The organism is Neisseria sp. GT4A_CT1 (genome assembly GCF_000227275.1).
In the GTDB taxonomy this organism is placed as follows: domain Bacteria; phylum Pseudomonadota; class Gammaproteobacteria; order Burkholderiales; family Neisseriaceae; genus Neisseria.
The window spans coordinates 267,211-290,370 of the sequence record NZ_JH164968.1 but is presented as its reverse complement, the minus strand read 5'-3'; the positions used below and the strand labels follow the sequence as shown (position 1 = coordinate 290,370).

Genomic DNA, 23,160 nt, shown 5'->3' with positions numbered 1-23,160 from the left:
TGTTGCGCCTCAGTTGTTTGGACGGTTTGGTCTTTGTTCCTTTCGGTCTGTTTTTGGCTGAGGGTCTTTTAACTCCTTTAGGTAGGCGACCTTTGCGCGCATATAGCACAACTCTTCGATAAGCTCTGCCTGTGTTTTTTCGTGGTCGGGTTTATCTGCGATGAAGGGGTTTTTGCGGTGTTGGGGCATGGTTTTGGATTGGGGATGTTCGAGTGCGCCGATACCGCCTTCTTGATAGGCGCGTATCCATCGTCTCAGGTGGGTTCGGGAAATGCCGTAGTGGTCTGCGGTACGCTGTTGGCTGCGTATATGCAGGTAGTGGAGTACGGCTTGGTATTTGAAGTGTAATGTATATTTGCTCATAAAAAAACTGCACCTTGTGAGTTGGAGGGGATGTCCAACTTTTGGGGTGCAGTTCAAACTTTCAGACGATCTTTGTGAAAGTTGGATCTCCAATTCAACCTACGCCTGTTATGTAAACAATGCGGTGTTTTCTTACATACGGCATCGTTGCGGCGGTTGTAAACGGTTTGTTCCGCCACCCGTTTTCCTTCGACCACGCGAATGCCCAGCCCGCTTTGGCGGCGATGTAGGCATGAGGTTTTACGCCATTTTTAAGAGTAACGCTATTCAAGACGCTCTTCTCGTACTTTTTTGCCATTATTCCATTCTATTCCGTGGTAACCTTCATTTTTTTTATCTTTATTAAGACGGAAAAACATTTCAGTTCCGTGCTTAACATTGCCATTCATTTCTTGTAAATGAACTTCACGGTTGCGTTCAAATTGCCAAATTGCAATCAGTTTACCGCTTTGGTCATACTCATGAGAAAAACCATCCGCTAAACCATTTTTATAATCAATCGCTGCTTTTAATTTACCATTTTCCCAATAATGCGTTATTTTTCCATCCAATTTTTCTTGTGCGTTATAGTTCATCACACTTTGTAGCTGACCATTCTCCCAATAAAGAGTGCTTTTACCCTGCAATCTTCCTTGTTTATTAAAGTTCATAACACTCTTCAACTTGCCATTTGGGTAGTAATGTGAAACTTCACCTATTAAACCACCACTTAGAAGAGCGGTATAAGTTTGTTCAACTTTTTTTAAATCATAATCATAATACTTTGTGCATTGCTGAGTGCCATTGACCGGTGCTTTACATTTAATCCGTGGGTCAGGGGGCGGAACTTGACTGACTACAACCGTTATTTGATTTCTATAGCTATTATTTGGTTGCGCAGGTCCAATTACAACCATCCGACCTTGGGGTCCTATAGGCGCCCAACATTGCCCACCAGATTCTGAACCGTTCGGGCAGTAGGCCATCGCAGGAGTAGCTAATAACATTCCACCTAAAATTGCTGATATATGTAATAGTCTTTTGTTATAAAAAGAATTCATCATATTTATCCCTATAAGAAAATAAAATCGCCAAAGTCTAACATACCGTCGGCGGAGAGGTGTTTGTACAGGTCAGGCAATATAACGCCGTAGCGGGTTTCGGTTTAACTAATAAGATATTGATAATTCATGATTTTTCCTTTACTGAGCTGAGTTTTGGTTTTGAACTCCATTGAAGCCGCGTTTTCAGACGGCCTCTTTCCTTTCCGTGTTACCGCCTGCCGTTTAAATAAGGCCTTGCCTGAAGGATGACGAGTTTGCCGCCTGCGAAAGCCCATTCGATGTCTTGTTCGCCGTTGCCGAAAAGCTGTTTGATTTGCTGTCCGGCTTGGTCGAGGCGGCGGATTTGGTCGTGGTTCATGACGTTGCCGCCGGTTATCGGCACTTCCCTGACGCCGCCGTTTTCATCCAGTTGCAGTGCGGTGGTTTCGTTGGAGGAGCTGAGGCGTTGTACGGCGTCGTTGCGGCGGTTGTAAACGGCTTGTTCCGCCACCCGTTTCCCTTCGACCACGCGAATGCCCAGCCCGCGTTTGGCGGCGATGTAGGAAGTGTTTTTCTGCGCGGTATCGTAGGGATTGACGGTAACGAGTACGCCGGAGAGGTCGGCATTGATGCTTTGCTGGACGAAGACGCTCATTTTCACGCTGTCGTGCGGCAGTCCGGCGATGCGGCGGGCTTCGTACGCGCTGTAATTGAAGACGGAAGCCCAAGATTGTTTCACTGCTTCCGCCAGCGCGTTTTCACCGGTTACGTTCGGCACGGTGGTGTACAGCCCCGCGCCGCTGAAATTCGGCAGGTCTTCGGAATTGGACGAGCTGCGGACGAACACGCCTTTGCTGTTTAACTGGCTGCGCCATTGTTCCGCCCAGGTGCGTTTCCATTCGGACGGGATTTCGGCATCAGTGATTTTTTTCTGCAATGCGAGTAAGGCGGTGCGGCGTTTGCGGTTGTCGCCGCCGCTTTGCGTTTCGATTTGCGCCAGTGTTGCCGCATTGATGCCGAGTTTGTCCATCATGGCGCGGTAGTAGGCGAAGGGGATGCAGAATCCGTCGGGGACGTTGCTGCCTGCGATATGGGCGCGGATATGGCCGAGGTTGGCGGCTTTGCTGCCGCAGTAGCGGCTGTCTTCACGGCGCAAGTTGGCAAGCGTCCGCAGGTTGTAATCGGTAGTGTCGGGCTGCGGCAGGGAGAGGTCGTCTGAAAAGGTTTTGGCGGCTGTGTTTCGGTTGGTTTGGGCGACCCGGTATTGTTTTGCGTCGGCTGCCAATTCGATGCGGCGGCCGATATAGGGGGCGAGGATTTTTTCCGCGTCTTTGAGGTAGATGTTGGGAATGCCCCAGCCGCGCGCCAAGACGTTCACATGCGACAGCGCGGTGGACGGTTTTTCGCTGATGATGCCTGCTACGGGCGGCAACACCAGCGGCACTTCTTTCAAGATGATGATGTCGTCCGCACCGACATCGTAAAGGTCGTCTTCCTGAGTGATGACGCGCAATGTGCCTACCGCTTTCCCCCTGTGCAACGGCAAATAAGGGAAATTCTGTATCAGGCTTTCTTGGGTTACAAAGGGGGCTTTGCTTTGCGCGGCAACGGTTTCCTGCCACAGGGAATTGGTTTTGTAACGCAGCGGGGCGAAGAAACTGTCTTTCAGACGACCTTCTGCCAATTTCAGCAATTCGGGCGTGATTTTGTCGCCTTCCCAAAATTCGTAAACGTATTCTTGAGTGCTGTTCTGCCAACTGATGGTGCCGAACAGGAAGCGGCGGTTCGGGCTGCGGTATTGTTCGAACAATTCTTTGCGCGTCGGCATCGGCTTCAAAATCTCGGCGAGATAGGTTTCGTGCAGGCGGTATTTCGGCGTGTTGATGTAGTCGGTGCGGTTGTTGTCTTCGCGGTCGATAAGGAAGAGGACGTGCGGGATTTCGTATTCGCTGTCTTGTTCGTAAACGCGCGAAAGCAGGTCGAAATCGGCGCGGCTGCGGATGGCGGGCAGCGCGGGCGTTTGCGTTTTGACCGGCGTGGCGGCTTGGCGTTTGTCAGACTCAAAATAAGAAGGCTTGCGCGCGGTCGGCGCGGCGGTATCGGCGACTTCGGCATTGGGATGGCAGGCGGCGAGCAGGAACAATAGGGAGAGGCAGACGCTGGTTTTCATGATAATGGCAACGAGAAAAAACGGATTGTAGCAAGAAAAGGTCGTCTGAAAATCAAGCCTGATTCTTTTTTCAGTTTGTATAGTGGATTAAATTTAAATCAGGACAAGGCGACGAAGCCGCAGACAGTACAGATAGTACGGAACCGATTCACTTGGTGCTTCAGCACCTTAGAGAATCGTTCTCTTTGAGCTAAGGAGAGGCAACGCCGTACTGGTTTAAAGTTAATCCACTATACTGCTAGAATCCCGACTTCATTTCCAGCCTGTCGTTTTCAGACGACCCGCTACATTTCTTCGAACAATCAGGATACAAAACATGAATAAAACCGGATTATTTCTCTCCTTGGCGTTCTTCGCCGCCGCCCCGCCTTCCACGGCGGAAACCGCACACTCATCCGGCAAAGGGCGGACACAGGTCAAAAATACGGAAATCACGCAGCAGCATACAAAACAAACGGACGGCAAGCCGCTTGCCGACGGCTTCGGCAGCCTGTCGCGCCAAGATGCGCGCGTACGCGAAATCCTGAGTTTGGTTGCACCTGACGCAGACGTGGAAAAACTGAATATGATGTCGCTGCGGCCTTGGAAAAACGGCCTCCAAGTCGCGCTGGTGTGCCTGAATAAGCATCCGCTTGGCGATTTTTACCGCGAAAACCCGAATCACTACGCGCAATGCGGAGCCGACTCGGGCAACCCCGTCGCTCAAATGACCCTTGCCGTGCTGACAAAGGATACCGATGGTAAATTCGCCCTTGCCGCCACGCCTTATACCGAACGTTATGATTATGAAGAAAAAGACGAATTTTATCCGTCCCCCAAACCTGCTATGGAAGGGAAGCGGCAGTTTGTCGTGCAAATCCCCGATGGCGGTTTGCAAATCGGGCTGCCCGCCCGTCTCGATTTTGCCGCTTATCGCCTGAACGATAAAACTGATGCCTTCGGCCTGCGCTTGCAGAACACGGTCGGTTATGCAGGAGGCGGCAGCTTGGAAGAGTTTATGGTGCTGTTTGCCGTTATTGAAGGTCGTCTGAAACCCGTTTTGAACGCCAACACCTTTACGCTTGAAAACATTGCCGGCAGCTGGAATAAGGACGGTACACGCCAACATGATGTATATACCGACACATACATCCTGAAAATGTCGCCGCAGCAGCATCATGGATTTTACGACATCATTTGGCAAGCGAAGGGCATGAAAAACGGCGAACGGAAAATCTACCGCTGGGATGCGGAAAAACAGGAGTACGGCAGTTTGGAATAGTAGCGTTGCCGGTTGCCATACAGGATGGCGTATTGGCGGCAGGCATCATGCGAAAGCAGTTGGCACGGCGTTTTGCCTGATTGGGAATCCAATCGCTTTCGGTTTTTGAGGTACGCTGCTGCTTGCATAGTGTATTAACTAAATCAGGACAAGGCGAGACAGTACAGATAGTACGGAACCGATTCACTTGGTGCTTCAGCACCTTAGAGAATCGTTCTCTTTGAGCTAAGGCGAGGCAACGCCGTACTGGTTTAAAGTTAATCCACTATATATTCCGTCCGTCATGATGGGAATAACAACAAAAGGTCGTCTGAAAACCCTGTTCGGGGTCTTTCAGACGACCTTTTTCTTGACCCAACCCTTTCAAACCATCGCTTGATACAACGCAATCATCATCGGCATGGTAATGACGCACAGCAGCGTCGTGATGCCGTAAATCGCGCTGGCTTTACGGGCGTTCTGACCATAAACCATCGCCATTTGGGTAACGGTGGACGCGGCGGGGCTGACGGTGGCGAGGAAGCTGATGAGGACGACGGTATCGCTGTGCCCACCGAGGTGCGCAATGCCCGAAATTTTGACAAACACCAGCAGAATCAGCGGGATAAGCATCAGACGCAGGAAGGCGACGAGGTAAATCCGTTTGGAGAGGACGATTTCTTTAAGCGGCAGCGAGGCAATCAGCATTCCGGCAACGAGCATGGCGACCGGACCTATCATGCCGCCAATCGTGGCGAGCGTGTTGTCGATGATGTGCGGCAGTTTGATTTGGAAGGCAAACATGAGCACGCCGATAAAGATGGAAAGGATGTTGATATTGGTGAGTACGGTTTTCCACGCAAGATTACCGCGCCCGCAAAGCAGCAGGCGCAAATGTGTCCAGAAAAGGAACATTTGGACGATGATGAAGCCGCTGGTGTAAATCACCCATTGCGGTCCGAAAATGGACATCACCAGCGGAATGATGAGATTGCCGGAATTGGTGTAAACCGTGGCGGCGTGTTCGAGCGTATCGAGCTTAAACAGGGTTTTAAAAAGCCTGCCCAGCGCGATCAGCAGGATGTGGAACACGACCGCCAAGGCGACCGAGAGTTTCAACCCGTCAATGATGTCGGGTGTATTCTCGATTTGGAAGGCGTGAATCATCACCGACGGGCTGATGAGGTAGAGCGCGATGACGGAGAGCGTGCGGCTGTGTTCGGAATTCAGAAGCTTGGATTTCACCAACGCCATGCCCATCAGGACAATCAGGGTCAGCTCGGTGATTTTGCCGGCGAGGAGCAGGGCGGTTTCCATGAGTGTGGCACATTTTGGGAAAACGGAAATTTTACGCTTGCGCGCCAGTGCGGACAATGTATTCGGAACACGGTTTCAGACGACCTTTCCGTGTTTGCCGCCGTATTCAAAAGGCAAAGGTCGTCTGAAAACGCCGCTCGGATTTTCAGACGACCTCACGCTCTGCCCTGTTCTCATTTACGCACAGACACAGCGGGAATGGCAGCACGTTGCCCCAAGTAGAATGTTGACAATTTTTCACCCGACGACAGGGCGTTTTCAGTATAATACCGCCCGCAAATTTCCTTTTTTTTGAAAAGCATAAATCATGACTACTTCAAATCAAAATGTGCTGGAGCGTATATTCAATTTAAGCGCAAACGGCACGAATGTGCGCACTGAGCTGACGGCAGGTCTGACCACCTTCCTCGCCATGTGTTACATCATCATCGTCAATCCGCTGATTCTCGGCGAAACGGGCATGGACATGGGCGCGGTATTCGTCGCCACCTGTATCGCTTCCGCCATCGGCTGCTTCGTGATGGGCTTCGTCGGCAACTATCCGATTGCGCTCGCGCCGGGCATGGGCTTGAACGCCTACTTTACTTTCGCCGTCGTCAAAGGCATGGGCGTGCCCTGGCAGGTGGCTTTGGGCGCGGTATTCGTTTCCGGCATCATTTTCATTTTATTCAGCTTTTTCAAAGTGCGCGAAATGCTGGTGAACGCGCTGCCTATGGGTTTGAAAATGTCGATTGCCGCCGGTATCGGACTGTTTCTGTCGCTGATTGCGCTCAAAGGTTCCGGCATCATCGTCGCCAGCGACGCGACTTTGGTGAAACTGGGCGACATCCACCAACCTGCCGCGCTTTTGGTGCTGGCAGGCTTCGCTATGGTGGTGGCTTTGGGGCATTTCCGCGTCAAAGGGGCGATTATCCTGACCATTCTGGCAATCACAGCCATTTCCACCCTACTGGGCTTGAGCGATTTTAAAGGCGTGGTCGGAGAAATTCCGAGCATAGCGCCGACTTTCATGCAGATGGATTTCAATGGTCTCTTTAAAATCAGCATGATCAGCGTGATTTTCGTCTTTTTCCTGGTTGATTTGTTTGACTCCACCGGCACGCTGGTCGGCGTTTCCCACCGTGCGGGCCTGCTGGAAGACGGCAAACTGCCTCGTCTGAAACGCGCCCTATTCGCCGACTCGACCGCCATCGTCGCCGGTGCCGCACTGGGTACGTCCTCGACCACGCCGTATGTCGAAAGCGCGGCAGGCGTGTCCGCAGGCGGCCGCACCGGTCTGACTGCCGTAACCGTCGGCGTATTGATGTTGGCGTGTCTGATTTTCTCGCCGCTGGTGCAGAGTATCCCCGGCTTCGCCACCGCGCCCGCGCTGCTCTACGTTGGTGCGCAAATGCTGCGCAGCGCGCGTGAAATCGACTGGGACGACATGACCGAAGCCGCCCCCGCTTTCCTGACCATCGTGTTCATGCCGTTCACCTATTCGATTGCCGACGGCATCGCCTTTGGCTTCATCAGCTACGCCGTGATTAAACTTTTATGCAACCGCATCAAAGACGTGCCGCCTATGGTATGGATAGTCGCCGTATTGTGGGCATTGAAATTCTGGTTTATGGGCGGCTGATGCCGTTTCCAGGTTAGTCGTTTCATTCCCCGCAATAGCAAAAGGTCGTCTGAAAATTTTCAGACGACCTTTTTTTGGTTTTTACGATGTACTGAATATTTGAAACTTCGCGCTATCGATCCGCTCAATATTCAAAGGCATCAGCCAATGCTTAAAACCACTCTTTCTTACCGACAACATAAACTTGTTCAAATTCTTCCGGCGTACATTTCAGGTATTTAACGATGTCGATGATACAGAAAACAAAAACAATCATCGGACCAACGAGAATAAACGAACCTAAAATACAAATCAACAGGTAGATGATACCGACTTTGTTTACGCCCAAATAAAATTTATGCACCCCAAAGCAACCTAAAAAGAACGCCAAAACAGAGGCAACAAGTCGTTTGTCATCGGTAATACGAGAAGATTGCAGAGGTGTATTTTCGGACATTTTTTTCTCCAAACGGATAGTCAATATTAAGAAAGTGTTTTTAAGTATAGCAGAATAATGATATTAATTTCACACAGATTTTATTTTTACTGCCCGCCTGAAACGCATCCTGTTTGCCGACTCGACTGCCATCGTCGCCGATGCCGGCATATCTGATTTTCTCGCCGCCGGTGCAGAGCATCCCCAACTTCGCTACCGCCCCCGCACTGCGTTACGGCGGCTGATGCCGTTTCCAGATTTGATTCCACAATCGTTTATATTCGTCTCCGCAATAACAAAAGGTCGTCTGAAAATTTTCAGACGACCTTTTTTGGTTTTTAAGATGTACTGAATATTTGAAACTTCGCGCTATCGTTCCGCTCAAAATTCAAAGGCATCAGCCAATGCTTAAAACCACTCTTTCTTACCGACAACATAAACTTTTTCAAATTCTTCCGGCGTAGATGTCAGGTATTTAAAGATGTCGAAGAGAGATAAAACGATAACAGCTATCAAAGCAGGATAGACAAACATACCCACCACGCCAAGCACCAAATAGATGATACCGGCTTTGTTTAAGCCCAAATAGAATTTATGCGCTCCGAAGCAACCTAAAAAGAACGCCAAAGCCGCGGCGATGATGCGTTTGTTGGTAGTAGGAAGGGATTGCAGAGGTGTATTTTCGGACATTTTTTCTCCAAACGGATAGTCAAAATTAAGAAAGTGTTTTTAAGTATAGCAGAATAATGATATTAATTTCACATAGATTCTATTTTTATTGAATAACAAACCTATAAAATTTCGTAAATTTATGTTACAAAAACCCTAATTTACAGCTGAAATATGCGATTTTATATACATTTTTAGCATATTATACTTACTACCTTTATTTATCTTTTCGATTTATCCGCATTCCTTAGCCAACCCGCCCTGCTTAAAGTTTCAGACGACCTCGGCACTGCGTTTGACTCTGCCGCGCCTGTCTAGTTCAGATTTAAAAATGAAACAACACCAAACTCAAGGCAATCACCGCCATGCCGGACGTCAACCCGTAAACGGTTTCGTGTCCGTCGGAATAACGCTTGGCGGCGGGCAATAATTCGTCCAACGCGAGGAACACCATCACGCCCGCAATCACGCCGAACACCGCGCCGAACACGAAAGGCGATAAAAACGGCTTGAGCATGGTGTAGCCCAAAACCGCGCCCAAAGGTTCGGCAAGCCCGGAAGCAAGGCAGGCTAGGACGGTTTTTTTGCGGTTGCGGGTGGCGAAATAAACGGGGGCGGCAATGGAAATGCCTTCGGGAATATTGTGTATCGCAATCGCCAGAGCCAGCGGCATCCCGACGGCGGGGTTTTCCAGCGTGGCGAAAAACGTTGCCAAACCTTCAGGAAAGTTGTGCGCGGTAATCGCAAACGCCGCCATCATGCCGACGCGGGCGATGTGGCGGCGTTTGTTTTCCTGAAAGGCGGGATCGTGCGGGTCGAGCGTTTCATGCGGGTTCGGCACAAGGCGGTCAATCAGCGCAATCGCCCCCATGCCCGCCAGAAAAGCCAGCGTCGCGGCGGCAAAGGCTTTGTCTTTGTCGTAAACCTGCGCGAAGGCTTCGCTGGATTTGTTGAAAATCTCCGTCAGCGACACATATACCATCGCCCCGCCCGCAAACGCCAAGCCGAACGACAATACGCGCGGGTTTGGCGTTTTGGAAAACATCACCAACCCGCTGCCCAGTACGGTAAACAATCCTGCGGCGAGGGCGATGCCGAAGGCGGTGATGAGGTTGGTTGAGCTGATATCAGGCATCGTCTTGAGTCATTAACACAATAAAGAAATCAGCCTAACATATTTTCCTAAATTAGAGAATAATTATTATTTATATTTATATTGACAAGAACAAATGTCGGATTAGAAACGTCGGCAAATATAGTGGATTAACTTTAAATCAGGACAAGGCGACGAAGCCGCAGACAGTACAGATAGTACGGAACCGATTCACTTGGTGCTTCAGCACCTTAGAGAATCGTTCTCTTTGAGCTAAGGCGAGGTAACGCCGTACTGGTTTAAAGTTAATCCACTATAAAAACCATTCCAACCCCTTTTCCCTTCCTCCAAACGGCAACGCAGCCCGCCATCCGCCAGTCTGAAACGCCGCCGGATTTTCCATATAAATGGAAGAAATGTTATGATTTTGCAATCTTCCCTCTTTCAGACGACCCAGTGCGGATGATGTGAAAGGTCGTCTGAAACACATTCACCCCCCTCCGAAACGAGACATTCATGACCCTGCAAATCGGTATCGACTTAGGCACGACCAACAGCCTGATTGCCCAGTTCCACAACGGCGAAACCCGCCTGATTCCCAACCAACACGGCCATTTTCTGACACCGTCGGTCATCAGCGTCGCCGAAGACGGCAGCATCCTGACCGGCATCGCCGCACGCGAACGCCTCTCCACCGCCCCGACGCTGACCGCCTCGGCGTTCAAGCGATTTATGGGAACGGATAAAACTTTCCATTTGGGCAAGCGCACGTTCCGCGCCGAAGAATTGTCCGCGCTGATTTTAAAAAGCCTGAAAGAAGATGCGGAAGCCTTTTTGGGAGAACCGGTATGCGATGTCGTTCTGACCGTTCCCGCCTATTTCAACGCCATCCAACGTCAGGCAACGAAAAACGCGGCACAGATGGCAGGTTTGAACGTCCTTCGTTTGCTCAACGAACCGACTGCCGCCGGCCTTGCTTACGGATTGCAGGAAAAACCCGACGACACGCGCTTTTTGATTTACGACTTGGGCGGCGGGACGTTTGACGTATCCGTACTCGATTATTTCGACGGCGTCGTCCAAGTATCCGCCAGCGCGGGCGACAACCATTTGGGCGGCGAAGATTTCGTCAACGTGCTGCGCCAGTGTTTCCTGAAAAAATGCACGACGCTGACGTCGTCTGAAAGCGACAAACTGGCGCAAAACAGCGAATTGTGGCAGGTATTGGAAACCGCCAAGCGCAAACTCGGCGAAGAAATGCAGGCAGAAATCCGTTTCCATTACGGCGACACGGTTCACACCGCCGTCATCAGCCGCGAAGAATTCCAAGAAGCCGCCACGCCATTAATGGGCCGCCTGCGTCAACCGCTGGAGCGCGCATTGCGCGATGCCAAGCTGCACCCTTCGCAAATCGACGGCATCATCTTGGTCGGCGGCGCGACGCGGATGCCGATGATTCGGCATTCCATTGCCCAACTGTTCCGCCGCATCCCGCTTGTTTCGGTCAATCCCGACGAAGCCATCGCACGCGGCGCGGCGGTGCAGGCGGCGCTGATTGCGCGCAACGAAAGCGTGGAAGAAGTCGTCCTTACCGACGTGATGCCCTTCTCGCTCGGCACGGAAGCCGGCATGGACATTGGCGACCAATACGTTACCGGACGGTTTTTCCCGATTATTGAACGCAATATGCCCGTTCCCGTTTCGCGCGTCGAAACTTTCATCACTTCCCACGACGGGCAGAAAGTGATTTTGGTCGATGTTTTGCAGGGCGAGTCCATGCTTGCCAAAGAAAACCTGAAACTGGGTGAACTGTCGGTCAACGTCCCGCCCAAGCCGAAAGGACAGGTATCGATAGACGTCCGCTTCAGCTACGACGTCAACGGGCTTTTAGAAGTCGACATCAGCAACAAAAACCTGAATCTGCACATCAATCAGGTTTTCCGTCAAAACAGCCAAAGCCTGACGCCTGAAGAAATCAAGGCTTCCCTGATCAAACTCGCCGCCTTGAAAATCCATCCGCGCGATCAGCAGCACAATATCTATCTGTTGGAAAAAGCCAAACGCCTGTATGAAGAATTCCTCGGAGACAACCGGCACATCATCGCTGCGGAAGTGGCGCGTTTTGAAGCCGTATTGGAAACGCAGGACCCGATCGTCATCCATAGGGCGCAACAGCAATTTAGCGAATTTTTAAACCGTTTCGACGGCGGCTGGCTGCTGTAAGCGCATCGCTTTTCATCGGACACGCCGAACAATGAAAGATAAAATCCATTGAAAACAAAAAATTATGCAATACCGGCAAAAATAAGTTGACACCTTTCCGACGCATCCATATAATGCACGGCTTATCGGGTCGTTAGCTCAGTCGGTAGAGCAGCGGACTTTTAATCCGTTGGTCGAGCGTTCGAATCGCTCACGACCCACCAAATTTTAAAAGCTGAGTTGAAAAACTCAGCTTTTTTATTATCTTTCAGATATACGCAGACCAAGCCATACGAAAACGCCGTATCGGTTTAAAACTAACCCACCAAACAATCAAAGCTGTCTGAAACGCCGCAATCATACAAAACCGCGTTTTCAGACGACCCCGCCAACGCCACTCGGAATCCACATGATCAGCAGACTGACCGGCAAGCTCATCGAGAAAAACCCGCCGCAAATCGTCATCGACGTCAACGGCGTCGGCTACGAAGCCGACGTATCCATGCAGACCTTCTACAACCTGCCCGCCTTGGGCGAAACCGTACAGCTTTACACCCAGCTCGTCGTCCGTGAAGACGCGCATTTGTTGTTCGGCTTTGCGACTGCCGACGAGCGGGCGACGTTCCGCCAATTGGTCAAAGTCAGCGGCATCGGCGCGAAAACCGCGCTGGGCATACTCTCCGCCATGTCCGCCGACGAACTTGCCCGCGCGGTTGCCGACGAAGACATCAAACGCCTGTCCTCCGCCCCGGGCATCGGCAAAAAAACCGCCGAACGCATGGTTTTGGAACTGCGCGGCAAACTGGTTTCCCATACCGCTGCCGACGGGCTTTTCGCCGCCGCGCCTGCCGCCGACGAAACGGACGACATCGTCAACACCCTGATTGCGCTGGGTTACAACGAACGCGAGGCAAAAGCCGCCATCAAAGGCATCCCCAAAGGCACGGAAGTCGGCGAAGGCGTGCGCTTGGCTTTGAAAAACCTGTTGAAATAAAACATATCCTGCCTTACCGTCAAAACGCGGCAACCATACAAAGAGGTCGTCTGAAAACTGAAATAGGTTTTCAGACGACCTCTTTTTTACATCAAACCGCTTACGCGCCGCGTTTTTCCAAAGCGGCTACGGCGGGCAACTCTTTGCCTTCCAAGAATTCGAGGAACGCGCCGCCGCCGGTGGAGATGTAGCCGATTTGGTCGGTAACGCCGAATTTGGCAATCGCCGCCAGCGTGTCGCCGCCGCCCGCAATCGAGAACGCTTTGCTTTGGGCGATGGCTTCGGCAAGGGCTTTCGTGCCGCCTGCGAACTGGTCAAACTCGAACACGCCGACCGGGCCGTTCCACACCACCGTGCCAGCGGCTTTGAGCAACTCGGCAAGCGCGGCGGCGGATTTCGGGCCGATGTCCAAAATCATGTCGTCTTCGGCAACGTCGGCAATGTCTTTGACGACCGCTTCGGCATCGGCGGCAAAGGCTTTGGCAACGACGACATCGGTCGGCAGCGGTACGGAGCCGCCTTTGGCCGCCATTTTCGCCATGATTTTTTTGGATTCTTCCACCAAATCATGTTCCGCCAGCGATTTGCCGATGGCTTTGCCTTCCGCCAACAGGAAGGTGTTGGCGATACCGCCACCAACGATGAGTTGGTCGACTTTGTCCGCCAGCGATTCGAGAATGGTCAGTTTGGTGGACACTTTGCTGCCGGCAACAATCGCCACCATCGGACGCGCGGGCTGTTTCAGGGCTTTGCCCAAAGCGTCGAGTTCGCCCGCCATCAATACGCCGGCGCAGGCAACGGGGGCGGCTTGGGCAACGGCTTCGGTCGAGGCTTGGGCGCGGTGGGCGGTGCCGAACGCGTCGTTGACGAATACGTCGCACAAGGCGGCATAGGCTTTGCCCAGTTCCAAATCGTTTTTCTTCTCGCCTTTGTTGATGCGCACGTTTTGCAGCATGACGACATCGCCCGCGTTCAGGGCGGGTTTGTTTTCACGCCAGTCGTTCAATACTTTCACGTCTTTGCCCAACAGGCTGCCCAAGTGCGCGGCAACGGGCGCGACATCGTCTTCGGGGTGGAACTCGCCTTCGGTCGGGCGGCCCAAGTGGGTCATCACGATAACGGACGCGCCGTTTTCCAAGCAGTATTTGATGGACGCGAGCGAGGCGCGGATACGGGTGTCGTCGCTGATTTTGCCGTCTTTGAACGGCACGTTCATATCGGCGCGGATGAGGACGGTTTTGCCCTGCACGTTTTGTTCGGTCAGTTTCAGAAATGCCATGATGTATCCTTTGTGAAGGTTGGAAACGGAAATGGGAATGTTCTCAATTATCCGCGAACGGGGCGCATCGGTAAAGGCGGGATTTGCCTGCGCTTGATTTGCGTCAGCGGTAGGGTCGATATAAGGTCGTCTGAAAACGTGGTTTGAATGCAGTATAGTGGATTAACTTTAAACCAGTACGGCGTTGCCTCGCCTTAGCTCAAAGAGAACGATTCTCTAAGGTGCTGAAGCACCAAGTGAATCGGTTCCGTACTATCTGTACTGTCTGCGGCTTCGTCGCCTTGTCCTGATTTAAATTTAATCCACTATAAAAACCCAAATCCCTCCTTTCAGACGACCTCCCGCCGAATCTTTGCTAAACTACACGAAAATACGTTCACCCCCCTCAAACCTATGCTCACCTACACCCCGCCCGATCCGCGACAACCTGCCAAAACCCATGAAAAACCCTGGCTCTTGCTGCTGATGGCATTTGCCTGGCTGTGGCCGGGCGTGTTTTCGCACGACTTGTGGAATCCCGCCGAACCCACCGTCTTTACCGCCGTCGAAGCCTTAGACGCAGGCGCGACGCCGTTGGTCGCCCATGTGTTGGGACAGCCGGATTTTCAGATCCCGCCCGTCTATTTGTGGGTGGCGGCGGCGTTCAAACACCTGTTGTCGCCTTGGGCGGCGGACGCTTATGATGCCGCGCGTTTTGCGGGCGTCTTCTTTACGATTATCGGGCTGACCGCCTGCGGTTTTGCCGGATTCAACTTTTTGGGCAAGCACCACGGGCGCAGCGTCGTCCTCATTCTGATCGGCAGCATCGGGCTGCTCTCGGTCGCGCACTTCCTCAACCCCGCTTCGGTCGCCTTTGCCGCATCGGGCATGATATTGTGCGGCTTTTCGTTGGCGCAACGCCGCGTCATTACCTCTTCCCTGCTGCTGGGCTTCGGCTGGGCGTTGCTGTCGCTTTCATCGGGCTATCTGATGACCGCCGCGCTGATGTTTTTAGCACCCGCCCTGTTGCTCGATGAGAAATGGCGCGTCAAACGCTACTACCTGACGCTGGTCGGCGCATTCGCCATCGGACTGCCGCTCTTGACGGTTTATCCGCTCATTTTCTCCAGAACCCAGCCCGAACTGTTTTCCATCTGGCTGCAACACCACTCGCTCGGCGCATTCGGCGGATTGGGTGGTTTTCAGACGACCTTCAGCCTGTTCTATTACCTGAAAAACCTGCTCTGGTTTACCCTGCCCGCATGGCCGCTCGCCGCATGGACGTTAAGCCGCCCCCGCATCCGCGAAAAAAACTGGAGCGTATTGTGCATTTCGTGGTTCCTCATCGTCCTCAGCATACTCGCCGTCAGCCCGCAACGCCTGCAAGACAACCTCGTTTGGCTGCTGCCCCCGCTCGCCCTGCTCGGTGCGGCGCAACTGGACGGACTGCGGCGCGGTGCGGCGGCGTTTATCAACTGGTTCGGCGTTATGGCGTTCGGACTTTTCGCCATTTTCCTGTGGACGGGCTTCTTCGCCATGAACTACGGCTGGCCTGCCAAACTCGCCGAACGCGCCGCCTATTTCAGCCCGTATTACACGCCTGACATCGACCCGATACCGATGGCGGTCGCCCTGTTGTTTACCCCGCTGTGGCTGTGGGCGATTACCCGCAAAAACATCCGCGGCAGACAGGCAGTGACCAACTGGGCGGCAGGCGTTACGCTGGCGTGGGCATTGCTGATGACCCTGTTCCTGCCGTGGCTCGACGCCGCCAAAAGCCACGCACCCGTCGTCCTCCAAATGGAAGCCGCCCTCTCTCCCGAACTGAAACAACGGCTTTCAGACGACCTTGAATGTATCAGCATCGCCAACGAAGACCACCGCGCCCGTATCGCTTGGGCGCAATACAGCGACTTGACACTCCATATCGACGACGCTGCCTGCCGCTACCTTCTGGTGCAGCAGCCTAAAAATACCGACGCGCCGCCGGGCTGGACGAAAATCTGGCAGGGCGCGCGCCCGAGAAACAAAGTGGAAGGCTTCGCCCTGCTGGAGAAAGCGGAATGAATCCGCTAGGGGCGTGAATGGCAAACGTCGTCTGAAAATCGGTTTCAGACGACGTTTTTTCATGGGAATTTGAGTATCGGAAACATTGTTTGCAAGAATGCGTCTGACAGGCGTTTGATATAGTGGATTAACAAAAATCAGGACAAGGAGACGAAGCAGCAGACAGTACAGATAGTACGACAAGGCGAGGCAACGCCGTACTGGTTTAAAGTTGATCCACTATAAACACAAAGGTCGTCTGAAAACCCATATTCAGGTTTTCAGACGACCTTTTATGCCGCAAATTATGCTTCAAATCCCGTGTTATTGCAGGCTGTGTTCCAGCGACACGCCTGCCGCCCAGCCGGTTTTCGGGTCTTTGCTTTCTTTGACTACGCCTGAGTTGAACGAGAGAGTCGTGCGTTTGGAGAATTTGTATTCGGTGTTGAACGCGAGCTGTTTGTAGTTCTTGCCGGTATCGGAGCGGCCGTAGGCGACGCCGAGTTTCGGGGTGATGTTGCCCATGGTGTAGCCGGCGGTGACTTGGAAATCGCGGGTGTTGGTATTGGTTTTGGTTTCGTCTTCCCAGTGGAATTTGTCGGCGACATTGCGGGCGTACATCATGCCGGCGGCGAGGTAGAGGTTGTCTTTGTCGTAGCCGACTTTCATGGAATGAACCTGTCTGTCTTTCGTATCGTCAGGCGAACCGTTGCGGGCGTATTCGAGGGCGTAGTGGGCGTTGAAGCCGTTGGTCGGGTGTTTGTAGTGCAAGCCTACGCCCGCCATCCAGTCGCCGTTGCGTTTCCTGTCTTTGTATTTGTTGGCACCGGGCGCGATTTGGACGCGGTAGTTGAAGCCGTTGTCGAAGGTTTTGGATTCGTAGTTCAGGGCGATTTCACGGCCGCCGAAACGGGTCATACGCCCCATGGTTTGGGTGTGGTTGTTGCCGTTGAACGCGTCTTGTTCGCCGGTCAGGTAGTGCATGGGGGTACTGAGCCAGCCGGCGCGGACGGTACCGAAATCGCCGCGCAAACCGATATAGGAGTCGTCCGTACTCCAGCCGTTGTAGTCGAAGGCGACGAATGAATTGACGCCGTAGATGAGCTTGAGGTCTTTGTCGAGTTTTTCACTGCCCATAATCCAGATGCGGCTGTTGTTGTCGGATATATCGGTAGCGGATTGGCCTTTGCCGTTGCGTTCGTGCTCGATGGAGGTAAATATCCGTCCGCCGATTTTGGCTTCATTGTCGGATGCCAAAGCGGGAACGGCAAGCGGGACGGCAACCGCAATCATCAGCAACTTCTTCATTTTATTCTCCTTTTGTTTGATTTTTCTGAACTTTTGTTTCGACAGGGTTTTATACTATTTTAGGCGTGCAAAAAAATCAATATTTTTGTAATCGCTTGTAACTTTTATTTTCAAAAATGTTTTTTATGGCGTTTTTTTGTGTTATCTTGCAAACCAATTCCAAGAACAGGCGGATTATTTCAGATATTTATAGAGAATAAATCTTTTTATCCGCCTAAATTCAGAATATTTCCCTATTTTGTAGTCGTATGTAATTTTTTTATTTCTGCAAGACTCAAACCTGAGGGGAGATAAGGAAAAGAGGAGAAACAACGTGCTGCCGACCAAACTTTATTCCGTATCGGCTTTATCGCTTGCCGTGGTGCTTGCGCTGTCGGCGTGTCATCGCGAAGTCAAGCCCGCGCCCGAATTCAAACGCAGCGAATACAATAAAATCGTCATCAGCAACGCAGTCGAACCGAGTACGCTCGACCCGCAAAAAAGCTCGGATATGGCGGCGGGCGCGATTATCCGTCAGATGATGGACGGCTTGGTCAGTACGGATGCCGAAGGCAAAACCATTCCCGCGTTGGCGTTGAAATGGGAGCCGTCGGACGAAGGGCGCGTTTGGACGTTCCACCTGCGCGATGCGAAATGGAGCAACGGCGACCCGATTACCGCCGAAGATTTCGTTTACAGCTTCCGCCGCCTCGCCGATCCCGAAGTCGCCGCGCCTAGCAGCAGCTATTTGGAAGATGCGAAAATACAGGGGGCGGCGGAAATCCTGCAAGGCAAGGCGAAGCCGGATACTTTGGGCGTCAAGGCTTTGGACGAGAAAACGCTGCAATTCACGCTCACCGCGCCTGTGCCGTATTTCCCCGACATGCTGATTCAGCAATTCACCTATCCCGTCCACCGCGCCACGGTCGAGAAATTCGGTGAAAAATGGACGCAGCCGGGCAATTATGTCTCCAGCGGCGCATACATCCTCAAAGAATGGCACGTCAACAGCCACATCACCATGGATAAAAACCCCGCTTATTACGACAGCAAAAAAGTATCCATCCCGCGGGCGGTGTTCCTCGCCAGCGGCAAAGAATACGACCGCTACCGCGCCGACGAAGTGGACGTTACCTACGGCATCCCTTCCGACCAGATTAAGATTGCCGAGAAAGAATTTCCCGGTCAGGTTCGGCGCGCGACTTTGCTGTGTTCTTGGTTTTTAGAGCCGAACTTGGAATCCGCCGAATTTAAAAATCCCAAAGTCCGCCGCGCGCTCAACCTGCTGACCGACCGCGCCATCATTACCAAGGTTGCCGCACGCGGCGACAAGGAAGCGTTCCAGCTTACCCCGCCGAATATGCAGGGCGGCGGCGAGTCTGCGCCTGCGTGGAAGCCGCTGAAACGCGAAGCGCGTATTGCCGAAGCAGAAAAACTCTTGCGCGAAGCGGGTTATAGCGAAGAGAAACCGTTCGAGTTCCAAATCGTCTATACCACCAGCGAGGCCGCCAAGAAACAAATTACCGCGCTGCAATCCATTTGGAAGGCGACCGTGCCGTTCGTTCGCCCCACGTTGATGAACGAAGAATGGAAAACCTTCTTGGACAAGCGCATGCAGGGCAATTTCAGCATGGCGTTCGCGGGTTGGTGTTCCGACTACAACGACCCTGCGGGCATGCTCAATATTTTCAAATCCAACAATCCGAACAACGCCTTCCATTACAAGAATCCCGAGTTTGACAAGCTGATGAACAGCACGCTCGAAGCGGGCATTTCCGCCGAAGAACGCGCTCGCCGCTACGTCAGCGCCGAGGCGATGCTGCAACGCGACGACGCCTTTATCCCGCTGTATCACCAAGTCAGCATCAATCTGGTGAAACCCGACATCCAAGGCTACTCCGACCGCGACCCGCTGAAAAACTATACTGTTAAGAATTGGTCGTTTGCACCCAAGAAGTGATTTGATAACATAGACACGTTTTTCAGACGACTTCCCCGTACACTAAATTGAAGAGGTCGTCTGAAACCGCGAAACCCTATTGGAGAATCCCGTTCATGAATACCGTATCGAATTACCTGTCCGCATTGCGCGAAGCCATGAAGGCGCAAGGCTTGGACGCACTCGTCATCCCCTCCGCCGACCCCCATCTTTCCGAATACCTGCCCGCACACTGGCAGGCGCGCCGCGAGTTGTCGGGCTTTACCGGCTCGGTCGGCACTTTCGTCGTTACCGTCGATGAAGCGGGCGTGTGGGTGGACAGCCGCTATTGGGAACAAGCCACTAAACAGCTTGCGGGCAGCGGCATTGAATTGCAAAAAAGCGGGCAAGTTCCGCCGTATAACGAATGGCTCGCGGCAAACCTGCCCGAAAACGCCGCCGTCGGCATCCCTTCCGATATGGTGTCGCTCACCGGCAAACGCACTTTGGCGCAATCCCTGACCGCCAAAAACATCCGCATCGAACACCCCGACGACCTGCTTGACCAAGTGTGGACCAGCCGTCCCGCCATCCCCGCCGAAACCGTATTCATCCACGACCCCGCCTACGTCTCCGAAACCGCCGCCGAAAAACTCTCCCGCGTGCGCGCCGTCATGGCGGAAAAAGGCGCGGATTACCACTTGGTTTCCTCGCTTGACGACATCGCTTGGCTGACCAACCTGCGCGGCAGCGACGTGCCTTTCAATCCCGTTTTCGTGTCCTTCCTGCTTATCGGCAAAGACCACGCCGTCCTGTTTACCGACCAAGGTCGTCTGAACGCCGAAGCCGCCGCCGCGCTGCAAACCGCCGGCATCACGGTCGAACCTTACGCCCAAGTTGCCGACAAACTCGCGCAAATCGGCGGCACGCTGCTTATCGAACCGAACAAAACCGCCGTCAGCACCCTCGTACGCCTGCCCGAAAGCGTGCGCCTGATCGAAGGCATCAACCCGTTCACCTTCTTCAAATCCGTCAAATCCGAAGCCGATATCGCCCACATCCGCGAAGCGATGGAACAAGACGGCGCGGCGTTGTGCGGCTTCTTCGCCGAGTTTGAAGACATCATCGACAACGGCGGCAGCCTGACCGAAATTGACGTGGACACCATGCTCCACCGCTACCGCAGCGCACGTCCGGGCTTCATTTCATTGAGTTTCGACACCATCGCGGGCTTTAACGCCAACGCCGCCCTGCCGCATTACAGCGCAACGCCTGAAAGCCACAGCACCATCAGCGGCAACGGCCTCCTACTCATCGACTCCGGCGCGCAATACAAAGGCGGCACGACCGACATCACCCGCGTCGTCCCCGTCGGCACACCGAGTGCCGAACAAAAACGCGACAACACCCTCGTCCTCAAAGCCCATATCGCGCTTGCCGAAGCCGTGTTCCCCGAAAACATCCTCTCACCGATGATAGACGCCATCTGCCGCAAACCCCTGTGGCAGGCGCAATGCGACTACGGCCACGGCACAGGCCACGGCGTAGGCTATTTCCTCAACGTCCACGAAGGCCCGCAAGTCATCGCCTGCGCTGCCGTTCCCGGCCCGCAGCACGCCATGAAAAAAGGCATGGTGACCTCCATCGAACCCGGACTCTACCGTCCCGGCAAATGGGGCATCCGCATTGAGAACCTCGCCGCCAACCAAGCCGTCGCCAACCCGCAGGAAACCGAGTTCGGCAGCTTCCTCTACTTCGAAACCCTGACCCTCTGCCCCATCGACACCCGCCTGATGGACACCGCCATGATGACCGACGGCGAAATCGACTGGATCAACCGCTACCACGCCGAAGTCCGCCGCCGCCTCGAGCCGCTGACCGAAGGCGCGGCAAAGGCATGGCTGATCAAACGCACCGAACCGCTGGCGCGTTAACCGCAAAGATCGTCTGAAAAAGGCCGTAGCGTGGGCTCTGCCCACGAATCCGCGCCAATCCCAAAGGTCGTCTGAAAAACAACCGTAGCGTGGGCTTTGCCCACGAACCCGCACCAATCCCAAAGGTCGTCTGAAAACGGCCGTAGTGTGGGCTTTGCCCACGAAAAACACCAGCAAAAAGGTCGTCTGAAACCGAAAATCCCGTTTCAGACGACCTCCGAAACAAACCCATAACGCAGGCTGCCACCCGCGACTGCCGCAATATAGTGGATTAACTTTAAATCAGGACAAGGCGACGAAGCCGCAGACAGTACAGATAGTACGGAACCGATTCACTTGGTGCTTCAGCACCTTAGAGAATCGTTCTCTTTGAGCTAAGGCGAGGCAACGCCGTACTGGTTTAAAGTTAATCCACTATAAAAAACCGTCCGAAACCCCATCCAAAGTGTTCAGACAACCATAAAAGCCGTAGCGTGGGCTTTGCCCACGAAAAACATCAGCAAAAAGGTCGTCTGAAACCCAAAATCCCGTTTCAGACAACCATAAAAGCAAAAGCCCGCACACCCCAAAAACCAAGGGCCTGACTACAAAGAAGAGAAAACCACCCCAAGCGTCCGAACCCCATTCAGACGACCTTCCCGTATTCAGGCATATTCCGACCCACCAAGCCCCGAGCAGGTACGATATGCTGAAATTCATCATCCGCCGCATACTTTCCGCCATCCCCACCATGCTGGTACTGATTACCGTCTCATTCTTCATGATGCGGCTCGCACCCGGCAGCCCCTTCACCGGCGACAAAAACGTACCGCCCGCCGTACTGGCCAACATCGAAGCCAAATACCACCTGAACGACCCGATGTACCTGCAATACTTCAACTATCTCAAACAGCTCGCCCACGGCGACCTCGGCCCCTCGTTCAAATACAAAGACTACAACGTCAACGAGCTGCTCGCCCAAGCTCTGCCCGTCTCCGTCGAACTGGGCGTGTACGCCTTCATCGTCTCCACCGTCTTAGGCGTACTCATGGGCACCATCGCCGCACTCAGGCGCAACACCTGGGCGGACTACACCATCATGACCGCCGCCATGACCGGCATCGTCGTCCCCAGCTTCGTCAAAGCCCCCATCATGATTTTCATCTTCGCCATCACCCTCAAATGGCTGCCCGCCGGCGGCTGGAACGACGGCGCGCTGACCAGCCTCATCCTGCCCGTCGCTGCCCTCTCCATCGGCTATGTCGCAGGCCTCGCCCGCATCACGCGCGGCGCGATGATAGAAGTGTTGAACAGCCCCTACATCCGCACCGCCCGCGCCAAAGGGCTGTCCATGAACAGCATCGTCCTGCGCCACGCCCTGCGTCCCGCCATGCTGCCCATCCTCTCCTATCTCGTTCCTGCCTTCGTCGGCATCATCACCGGCGCCATCGTCATCGAAAGCGTCTTCGGACTGCCCGGCATCGGACAACTCTTCGTCAACGGCGCGCTCAACCGCGACTACGGCATGATCTTGGGGCTGACCATCCTCGTCGGCGTACTGACCATCGTCTTCAACGCCATACTCGACATCCTCTACGCCCTGATCGACCCGAAAATCCGCTATTAAAAGAC

18 protein-coding genes, 1 tRNA gene and 3 pseudogenes are annotated in these 23,160 nt (G+C 53.3%); 13 read left to right on the top strand and 9 right to left on the bottom strand.

The genetic code is table 11. From position 1 onward, the window contains the following. Positions 1-9: 9 nt before the first annotated feature. The 3 genes from HMPREF1028_RS10075 to HMPREF1028_RS10065 form a co-directional block, all read right to left on the bottom strand. A complete protein-coding gene (locus HMPREF1028_RS10075) occupies positions 10-363 on the bottom strand; it encodes a helix-turn-helix domain-containing protein (protein ID WP_009312673.1) in 354 nt (117 codons plus the stop codon). Positions 364-626: 263 nt separating this feature from the next. After that, positions 627-1,406, bottom strand: coding sequence for a hypothetical protein (locus HMPREF1028_RS10070; RefSeq protein ID WP_094113049.1), 780 nt, complete (start codon positions 1,404-1,406; stop codon positions 627-629). 208 nt (positions 1,407-1,614) lie between these two features. Beyond that, the gene (locus HMPREF1028_RS10065) at positions 1,615-3,555 is read right to left on the bottom strand and encodes a PEP/pyruvate-binding domain-containing protein (RefSeq protein ID WP_009312671.1); all 1,941 of its coding nucleotides are present in this window, start codon (positions 3,553-3,555) and stop codon (positions 1,615-1,617) included. 316 nt (positions 3,556-3,871) lie between these two features. Between HMPREF1028_RS10065 and HMPREF1028_RS10060 the strand changes: the two genes are divergently transcribed. After that, positions 3,872-4,816 carry a hypothetical protein gene (locus HMPREF1028_RS10060; RefSeq protein ID WP_009312670.1) on the top strand — a complete coding sequence of 315 codons (945 nt, stop codon included), beginning with the start codon at positions 3,872-3,874 and terminating at the stop codon, positions 4,814-4,816. Between the two features lie 363 nt (positions 4,817-5,179). Here the strand turns inward: HMPREF1028_RS10060 and HMPREF1028_RS10055 are convergent, their stop codons facing one another. Continuing rightward, positions 5,180-6,112 (bottom strand): AEC family transporter, encoded by a 933-nt coding sequence (locus tag HMPREF1028_RS10055; protein WP_009312669.1) that lies wholly within the window; start codon positions 6,110-6,112, stop codon positions 5,180-5,182. Between the two features lie 307 nt (positions 6,113-6,419). On the opposite strand from HMPREF1028_RS10055, the gene HMPREF1028_RS10050 reads away from it, so the two are divergent. Next, on the top strand, positions 6,420-7,733 hold the full coding sequence (locus HMPREF1028_RS10050) for an NCS2 family permease (RefSeq protein ID WP_009312668.1): 1,314 nt from the start codon (positions 6,420-6,422) through the stop codon (positions 7,731-7,733). A 151-nt stretch (positions 7,734-7,884) separates the two neighbouring features. Here HMPREF1028_RS10050 and HMPREF1028_RS10045 read toward each other — a convergent pair whose 3' ends face one another. From HMPREF1028_RS10045 to zupT, 3 genes are all read right to left on the bottom strand, one after another. Next, the gene (locus HMPREF1028_RS10045) at positions 7,885-8,169 is read right to left on the bottom strand and encodes a TM2 domain-containing protein (RefSeq protein ID WP_009312667.1); all 285 of its coding nucleotides are present in this window, start codon (positions 8,167-8,169) and stop codon (positions 7,885-7,887) included. 387 nt (positions 8,170-8,556) lie between these two features. Then, on the bottom strand, positions 8,557-8,838 hold the full coding sequence (locus tag HMPREF1028_RS10040) for a TM2 domain-containing protein (protein WP_009312666.1): 282 nt from the start codon (positions 8,836-8,838) through the stop codon (positions 8,557-8,559). Positions 8,839-9,142: 304 nt separating this feature from the next. Beyond that, on the bottom strand, positions 9,143-9,952 hold the full coding sequence (gene zupT / locus HMPREF1028_RS10035; RefSeq protein WP_009312665.1) for a zinc transporter ZupT: 810 nt from the start codon (positions 9,950-9,952) through the stop codon (positions 9,143-9,145). Positions 9,953-10,068: 116 nt separating this feature from the next. Between zupT and HMPREF1028_RS15565 the strand changes: the two are divergent. The 4 genes and pseudogenes from HMPREF1028_RS15565 to ruvA all read left to right on the top strand — a co-directional run. Beyond that, a pseudogene (locus HMPREF1028_RS15565) lies at positions 10,069-10,134 on the top strand (transposase); the annotation flags it as partial. Between the two features lie 292 nt (positions 10,135-10,426). After that, the gene (locus HMPREF1028_RS10030) at positions 10,427-12,133 is read left to right on the top strand and encodes a molecular chaperone HscC (protein ID WP_009312664.1); all 1,707 of its coding nucleotides are present in this window, start codon (positions 10,427-10,429) and stop codon (positions 12,131-12,133) included. Positions 12,134-12,260: 127 nt separating this feature from the next. After that, positions 12,261-12,336, top strand: a tRNA-Lys gene (locus HMPREF1028_RS10025). A gap of 185 nt (positions 12,337-12,521) precedes the next feature. Further along, positions 12,522-13,106 (top strand): Holliday junction branch migration protein RuvA, encoded by a 585-nt coding sequence (gene ruvA / locus HMPREF1028_RS10020; RefSeq protein WP_009312663.1) that lies wholly within the window; start codon positions 12,522-12,524, stop codon positions 13,104-13,106. Positions 13,107-13,206: 100 nt separating this feature from the next. Here the strand turns inward: ruvA and HMPREF1028_RS10015 are convergent, their stop codons facing one another. Next, positions 13,207-14,385 carry a phosphoglycerate kinase gene (locus HMPREF1028_RS10015; RefSeq protein ID WP_009312662.1) on the bottom strand — a complete coding sequence of 393 codons (1,179 nt, stop codon included), beginning with the start codon at positions 14,383-14,385 and terminating at the stop codon, positions 13,207-13,209. 393 nt (positions 14,386-14,778) lie between these two features. On the opposite strand from HMPREF1028_RS10015, the gene HMPREF1028_RS10010 reads away from it, so the two are divergent. Next, positions 14,779-16,431 (top strand): membrane protein, encoded by a 1,653-nt coding sequence (locus tag HMPREF1028_RS10010; RefSeq protein ID WP_009312661.1) that lies wholly within the window; start codon positions 14,779-14,781, stop codon positions 16,429-16,431. A 73-nt stretch (positions 16,432-16,504) separates the two neighbouring features. Beyond that, positions 16,505-16,653: pseudogene (locus HMPREF1028_RS15805) on the top strand (IS5/IS1182 family transposase); the annotation flags it as partial. Between the two features lie 81 nt (positions 16,654-16,734). Here the strand turns inward: HMPREF1028_RS15805 and HMPREF1028_RS10005 are convergent. Beyond that, the gene (locus HMPREF1028_RS10005; protein ID WP_003779990.1) at positions 16,735-17,718 is read right to left on the bottom strand and encodes a porin; all 984 of its coding nucleotides are present in this window, start codon (positions 17,716-17,718) and stop codon (positions 16,735-16,737) included. A 313-nt stretch (positions 17,719-18,031) separates the two neighbouring features. Between HMPREF1028_RS10005 and HMPREF1028_RS10000 the strand changes: the two genes are divergently transcribed. The 5 genes and pseudogenes from HMPREF1028_RS10000 (at position 18,032) to oppB (ending at position 23,155) form a co-directional block, all read left to right on the top strand. Further along, on the top strand, positions 18,032-19,657 hold the full coding sequence (locus tag HMPREF1028_RS10000) for a peptide ABC transporter substrate-binding protein (protein ID WP_009312660.1): 1,626 nt from the start codon (positions 18,032-18,034) through the stop codon (positions 19,655-19,657). A 95-nt stretch (positions 19,658-19,752) separates the two neighbouring features. Then, positions 19,753-21,549: an aminopeptidase P family protein gene (locus tag HMPREF1028_RS09995; protein WP_009312659.1), complete on the top strand. Its 1,797-nt coding sequence runs from the start codon at positions 19,753-19,755 to the stop codon at positions 21,547-21,549. A gap of 96 nt (positions 21,550-21,645) precedes the next feature. Then, entirely contained in the window at positions 21,646-21,783 is a 138-nt protein-coding gene (locus HMPREF1028_RS15185; RefSeq protein ID WP_198006983.1) for a hypothetical protein, read from the top strand. Beyond that, positions 21,768-21,874 (top strand): annotated as a pseudogene (locus tag HMPREF1028_RS15560) (IS5/IS1182 family transposase); the annotation flags it as partial. The gene HMPREF1028_RS15185 and the pseudogene HMPREF1028_RS15560, both read left to right, overlap by 16 nt. 360 nt (positions 21,875-22,234) lie before the next feature. Then, a complete protein-coding gene (gene oppB / locus HMPREF1028_RS09990) occupies positions 22,235-23,155 on the top strand; it encodes an oligopeptide ABC transporter permease OppB (protein WP_009312658.1) in 921 nt (306 codons plus the stop codon). The last annotated feature ends 5 nt before the right edge of the window (positions 23,156-23,160 follow it).